Genomic DNA, 6,000 nt, shown 5'->3' with positions numbered 1-6,000 from the left:
CCCATTTATCTGGGTCTTCCCTGGGGAATAATCGGAACTTCTTCTCGTAAAGCCAGTTTGAGAAAGCCTTTACGTCCCGCAAAATAAATTTTATCCCGTAAGGAATGAGGACGAAAAACGTCTTCTGCACCCCCTGGATAAACAACGACTGGGGCGTTACGTTTAAAAGCTGCGATCGCCATTTTCGGATGGGCTATAATTGCACCACATTGCATCGCTTGACTGGCAACAGACGGTGCCGCTTTCCACATATTTGGGTGCATCAAGCCATACAGCAAGCGATCAGTCCCAAAACGCCGAAACCAGTCATACAAACACATATGCATATCGGGTGAGGCTAAACCGCCATTGTGTGAACCGACAACCAGAAATTTCCCCTCAGATGGGACATGGTGCCAACCGTCTGTTTGAACTCGAAAATAATAGCGATAAAACCATTCCCACAATGGCATTAAAGCGTTAATATAGTCGGGGTTGCGTTCGTCTAAAGACCAACCATCGTAGCGAGAACGAGAAACAGGGGGACGAAAATCGGCGGAATCTGACACTGTAGATTAAGAATTGTAAACATTACCACTGCCTAAGATAATCTAGTTTTGCTAAAAGTGCCAATAGATGGAGATCAATTAATGATGAGTTCTGAATATTCACACCGTCTCATGGCAAACTTAAATCTAGAGGATGAAGTCATCGCTCATATTTTGACAAATGCTAAAGTCATTGCGGTTGTGGGTCATTCTGATAAACCCTCACGAACCAGTTATCAAATTGCCCAATTTTTACGAAGGGTTGGTTATCGGGTTTATGCAGTTAATCCAACTGTCAAAGAAATTGAGGGTGAATGTTGTTATGCGAGTTTAGAAGAGATACCTGAAAGGATTGATATTGTTAATGTGTTTCGTCGGGCAGAATTTTTATCTGAAATTGTCTCAGAAGCGATCGCAATTCAGGCGAAAACGGTTTGGGGACAGTTGGGTGTTATTGATGCAAAAGCCGCCCAAACGGCGATTGATGCTGGCTTAACTGTTGTGATGGATCGCTGTATTAAAATTGAGTATGCACGCCTGAATGTACAGCATTTTAATGGCTCTCAAGCCGATTGAGGTTCTGAGTGTAAGTAATAGGTGTCTCGTCCGCGTTGTTTGGCTTGAGATAAGGCTCTAATGGCTACAGTCATTAAGGCTTCCGCCGGACAAGATTCTGAACTCGGAACCACACTAGAAACTCCTAAACTTAAAGTAACGAATTGACTGACATTGGATTGATTGTGAGGAATTTTGAGTTGTTGAATAGATGAACAAATGGCTTCAGCAACCTGTGAAGCTTCTAAGGAATTGGTATGGGGAAGAACCACTGCAAATTCTTCACCGCCATAACGAGCAACCAGATCCGCAGGTGTACGAGTAATTTGCAAAAGAGTTTGAGCGATCAGTTGCAAACAGTCATTTCCGGCTTCATAACCGTAGGTATCATTATAATGTTTAAAGTAGTCAACATCGCATAAAATAAAGGATAATGGCGCTTGTTCACGTCCGAGTTTTCCCCATTGTTGACCCAAATATTCTTCAAAGCGCCGACGGTTGGCAATTTGGGTTAAATCATCAATGGTTGTAATTCGTTTTAATTCTTGAGTGGCGCGTTGGACGACGGCTTTGGCTTGTTTGCGATCGGTGATATCATTGGGAATTGCGAGGAGATAATCTTGTCCGTCATATTCAAAGATTTCGGCTGATAATAATACGGTTCTAATGGTTCCTAATTTAGTCCGATAATTAAATTCTTGATTGCGAATGGTTCCTTCTGATTGTAATTGTTGAACGACTCGTTGTCGATCATCTGAGTTCACCCAAAAATCTAATTCATCTGCGGTTTTTCCAATCAATTCATCAAAACTATAGCCGGTTAAGCGACAAAAGCTTTCATTGACTTCAATATAGCGTCCTTCTGCGAGGGTGCTAATCGTCAAAGGATGGGGACTACAGCGAAAGGCTTTAGAAAACTTTTCTTCAGATAATCTAAAGGCGGATTCTGCTAGTTTTCGATAGCGAATTTCTTCTTGTAAAAGCTGATTTTTTTCTTCTAACAAGTGATTTTGTCGTTCGAGTTGTTTGGTTAAACTGCGTAATTTGAGGTGAACATTCACTCGGGCGATCGCTTCTTCATGTTGTAGGGGTTTTGTAATGTAGTCAACGGCGCCCAAAGTAAACCCTTTGAGTTTATCAACGGGATCTGTTAAAGCCGTCATAAAAATCACGGGAATGTCTTTAGTTGCCTCTAAGGCTTTGAGACGACGACAGGTTTCAAACCCATCAACTCCCGGCATCATTACATCTAATAGTATCAAATCTGGTATGATTTTTTCCAGTTTACTGAGGCAACTTTCGCCATCTTTAGCGATTAAAACTTTGAAGCCAAAGTCTTTCAAAAAATCCGATAATACTTTGATATTCGTCGGATTGTCGTCAACAATTAATATAAGTTCTTGCTGTCTATTTTCTATCATAATTTTAGCCTTTTTAATGAGTTGAGTTTAATAGAATTAAATTGATAATAGCTTCTTCATCAAACTCCTGCGCCATTTCTAACATTTTTAGCGCAAAATTAGCATAACTTTCATCTAACCCCTTAATTCGTTCTGCTTCTTGTTCAATCGTTTCAAAATCCCCAATTTCTAATGCTTCTTTAACCGTGATCAATTCCGAGATAGGCGGCACTACCATGTCGGCACTGTTGTGATATTTTGCTGCATAACTCACGCCATTTTGAACTTCAGTTTCTTCATAAATCCAAGAGATTTTCAGCAAGACTTGTAAGGTTTCTAGCAAATCTTCAAGCTGCAAGGGTTTCGGTAAAAACGCATCACAACCTGACTCTTGACTTCTTTGGCGATCCAAGATAAAAACACTGGCAGAAGTCGCAATAATATTTGTTTTTTTAAAGTGAGGTATTTGGCGAAGTTGTCGAGTCATTTCAAAGCCATCCATATGGGGCATGACTAAATCAGTAATAATCAGATCCGGTTGATGGAGAAGGGCTTTTTCGATCCCTTCCTCACCGTGAGTCGCTTCTAGCAGTTGAAAACCTAAAGGTTCTAACATATTAATCAGAATCGAACGATTATCCCAACGATCATCAACGACTAAAATTTTATATTTTTTCCCTTTGTACCCTCTAATAATTGCAGGCATCATTAAACTCGCATCTACCCATTGTGAAGCTTCATGTAAATCTAAATCAACCCAAAATTTACTGCCTTTGTTTACAACACTTTCCACATTTAACGTACTTCCCATCATTGCCACAATTTTCTGGGTAATCGCTAATCCTAATCCCGTTCCTTCAGCTTTGCGAAAGCGATCGCCAACTTGTTCAAACGGAATAAAAATCTTATCAATTTGTTCGGGAGGAATGCCAATTCCTGTATCTTCCACTAAAAATCTAATTTTGTGAGTTGCACATTGAGGCGGCGTAAAACATTGATCCGGTTGTTCAATTTCACAAACCGTTGCCGCCCCATTTTCAATCAGTTTAACGCTAAATTTAACACTGCCTGCATCGGTAAATTTAATCGCATTACTAATCAAATTAATCAAAACTTGACGCAATCGTTTTTCATCGGTATGAAGATTTTGCGGCAAATGTTGACTGGTTTGATAGCTAAAGGAAATATTTTTTTGTTCAGCCCGAACTCGGCAAATTTCCGAGACGCCACAGAGAAAGGTTAAAAAGTCAAAATCCGTCGGATGAAGTTCTAGTTTTTGCGCTTCAATTTTAGACAAATCGAGGATATCATTAATTAACGTCAACAGATGAGAACCACATTGTTTAATCACTCCTAATCCTTTTTGTTGCTGGGGGGTAATCGTTTTATCCCGTTGCAAAATTTGAGCATATCCCAAAATTCCATTTAATGGTGTTCTTAATTCATGGCTCATATTCGCTAGAAATTCACTTTTAGCACGACTTGCAGTATCCGCCGCCGCTTTAGCGCGTTTCAGTTCTTCTTCGGCGCGTTTGCGTTCGGTAATATCACGAACAAAAGCGGTATAAATCCGTTTTTTCCCCAGTTGTAATTTAGAAATAGAAGCTTCAATGGGAAATTCTTCTCCATTTCGACGTCGGCCAAATACGGTATTTCGTTCGCTCATTTTACGAGCCGATAATGAGGTTTGGGTAAAATTTTTAATATGCTGATGATGACCTTCAATAAACCGTATAGGCAGTAAAATATCGAGGGGTTGACCGAGAACTTCGGCTTGAGAATAGCCAAAAATCTTTTCTGCTCCTTGGTTAAATAGAGTGATATGTTGAGTTTCATCAATGGAAATAATCGCTTCGTCTGCATTGTCTAAAATGCCAGCAAAGCGGGCTTCTGAGTCTCGTAAAGCCAGTTCAGCTTCATATTTAGCTTGAGCGATCGCAATTAACGCCCCGACTCGTCGCACTAAGTTAATCTCTTCTTGACTCCAAACTCGTGGTGATCGTACATTATCAAGACCAATAAACCCGACATCTTGATTAACTTCTAGCCCAGTTAATTGCATCGGAACAATTAATAAAGATTGGGTTGTTAGGCGTTTCAGTTCGGCTTTTTCTGCCTCGGCCACATCGGGTAAATGAGCAATACTGGAAACTTGAAAAGGCTTACCTTTAAGAATCGTTTGCACAAACCAAGGAAAAACTTCAATCGGAACTCCTTGATAATCTTGAATGAAAGACGGAACATCCTGACCGCACCATTCGTGAGTTTGAGTTAATTTGGTATGATTATCGGTGTAACGAAAAACATAAACGCGATCGCAGTCCATAAATTCGCCTGTGGCTTGCAAGGCTAGATGAATTCCTGCATCAGTATCTTGGTTGAGAAACTGTTCGGAAATGCGACTGAGTAAATTGTCTTTTTGGGCGCGATATTCCAGGGCTTCTTCGGCGCGTTTGCGATCGCTAATATCGGCGTGAGAACCTGCAAACCGAACCGCTTCTCCATTCTCATCAAACAGGGCTTGTCCACGAGATAAAATCCATTTATATTCACCATTTTTGCAGCGCATTCTAAACTCAAACGTAAAGTAAGTCGTTTTGCGCTTCGTATGCTCTTCAATGGCTGCTAAAATTAGGGGAAAATCATCAGGATGCACACGCCCTGACCATTCATCGAGGGTATTTCCGATCTCGTGATCTTCATAACCTAACATTTCTTTCCAACGACTCGAATAAAAGGTTTCACTGGTTTTCAAATTCCAGTCCCAGATGCCATCATTGCTTCCTCGTAGGGCCAGTTGCCAACGTTCTTCACTTTTTCTCAGTTGTTCTTCTTCACGTTTTAGTAGGCGATTTTTTTCTTCGAGTTCCCAAGTTCGTTCGGCTACTTTTTGTTCGAGACTGGCATTGAGTTGTTCTAATTCTTGATTAATTTTATGGAGAGCGGTGTTTTGGGCGGAGAGTTGTTTGTCCCGTTGATAACTTCGTAAAGCGGCGGTTACGGTTAAACACAGATCGGTTTCATTCCAAGGTTTGGGAATATAACGATAGAGACTGGCGCTATTAACTGCATTGCCAATAGCTACGGTGCTGGCTTGTCCAGTCAGGAGAATTTTTAGGGTTTTGCTCGAGCGCTCGTGAACTTGTTTGAGGAGTTCATCTCCAGTCATTTTGGGCATGATCAGATCAGAGATGATTAAGGGAATTTCCATCTGTTCGCTTTGTAACTCTTCTAGAATTTCTAGGGCTTCTTCTCCACTTTCTGCCAGTTCAATATTATATTTTTCTCCCAAATAGGGTAAGAGCTGATCCCGTAGACTAATCAGCACAACTCGTTCGTCATCTACACAAATAATAGCGGGTTTGCCCATAGATTCTCCCTCTATATTTTTGGTTTCCCAACCTCTTCGTCTTGAAAATTAATGATTTTCAAGGAGATTCCCAACTTTGATTCTGGTTTTAGAGGTCAATTCTTTTGAATAATCAATTAAAGTTTATATTAGACTGAGTTTTAGGTTA

Annotated in this window: 3 protein-coding genes and 1 pseudogene; 1 reads left to right on the top strand and 3 read right to left on the bottom strand. The window is 40.5% G+C overall.

Features of this window, described 5'->3' with window-relative positions:
* Window positions 1–23: 23 nt before the first annotated feature.
* A pseudogene (locus WN50_RS24260) lies at window positions 24–452 on the bottom strand (lysophospholipid acyltransferase family protein); the annotation flags it as partial.
* Between the two features lie 177 nt (window positions 453–629).
* Here WN50_RS24260 and WN50_RS24255 point away from each other — a divergent pair.
* Window positions 630–1,103, top strand: coding sequence for a CoA-binding protein (locus WN50_RS24255; protein ID WP_235441116.1), 474 nt, complete (start codon window positions 630–632; stop codon window positions 1,101–1,103).
* Here the strand turns inward: WN50_RS24255 and WN50_RS24250 are convergent.
* A complete protein-coding gene (locus tag WN50_RS24250) occupies window positions 1,091–2,503 on the bottom strand; it encodes a diguanylate cyclase domain-containing protein (RefSeq protein ID WP_046280279.1) in 1,413 nt (470 codons plus the stop codon). The genes WN50_RS24255 and WN50_RS24250 overlap by 13 nt on opposite strands.
* 13 nt (window positions 2,504–2,516) lie before the next feature.
* A complete protein-coding gene (locus tag WN50_RS33540; protein WP_082172544.1) occupies window positions 2,517–5,852 on the bottom strand; it encodes a PAS domain S-box protein in 3,336 nt (1,111 codons plus the stop codon).
* Window positions 5,853–6,000: the final 148 nt, after the last annotated feature.

The sequence above is a fragment of the Limnoraphis robusta CS-951 genome (genome assembly GCF_000972705.2).
This window is presented reverse-complemented; position numbering and strand designations above follow the sequence as displayed.

Bases quoted from the DNA above. Each gene is read 5' to 3' on its own strand.
- WN50_RS24255 (WP_235441116.1), top strand. From the start codon at position 630: ATGATGAGTTCTGAATATTCACACCGTCTCATGGCAAACTTAAATCTA.
- WN50_RS33540 (WP_082172544.1), bottom strand. From the start codon at position 5,852: ATGGGCAAACCCGCTATTATTTGTGTAGATGACGAACGAGTTGTGCTG.
- WN50_RS24250 (WP_046280279.1), bottom strand. From the start codon at position 2,503: ATGATAGAAAATAGACAGCAAGAACTTATATTAATTGTTGACGACAAT.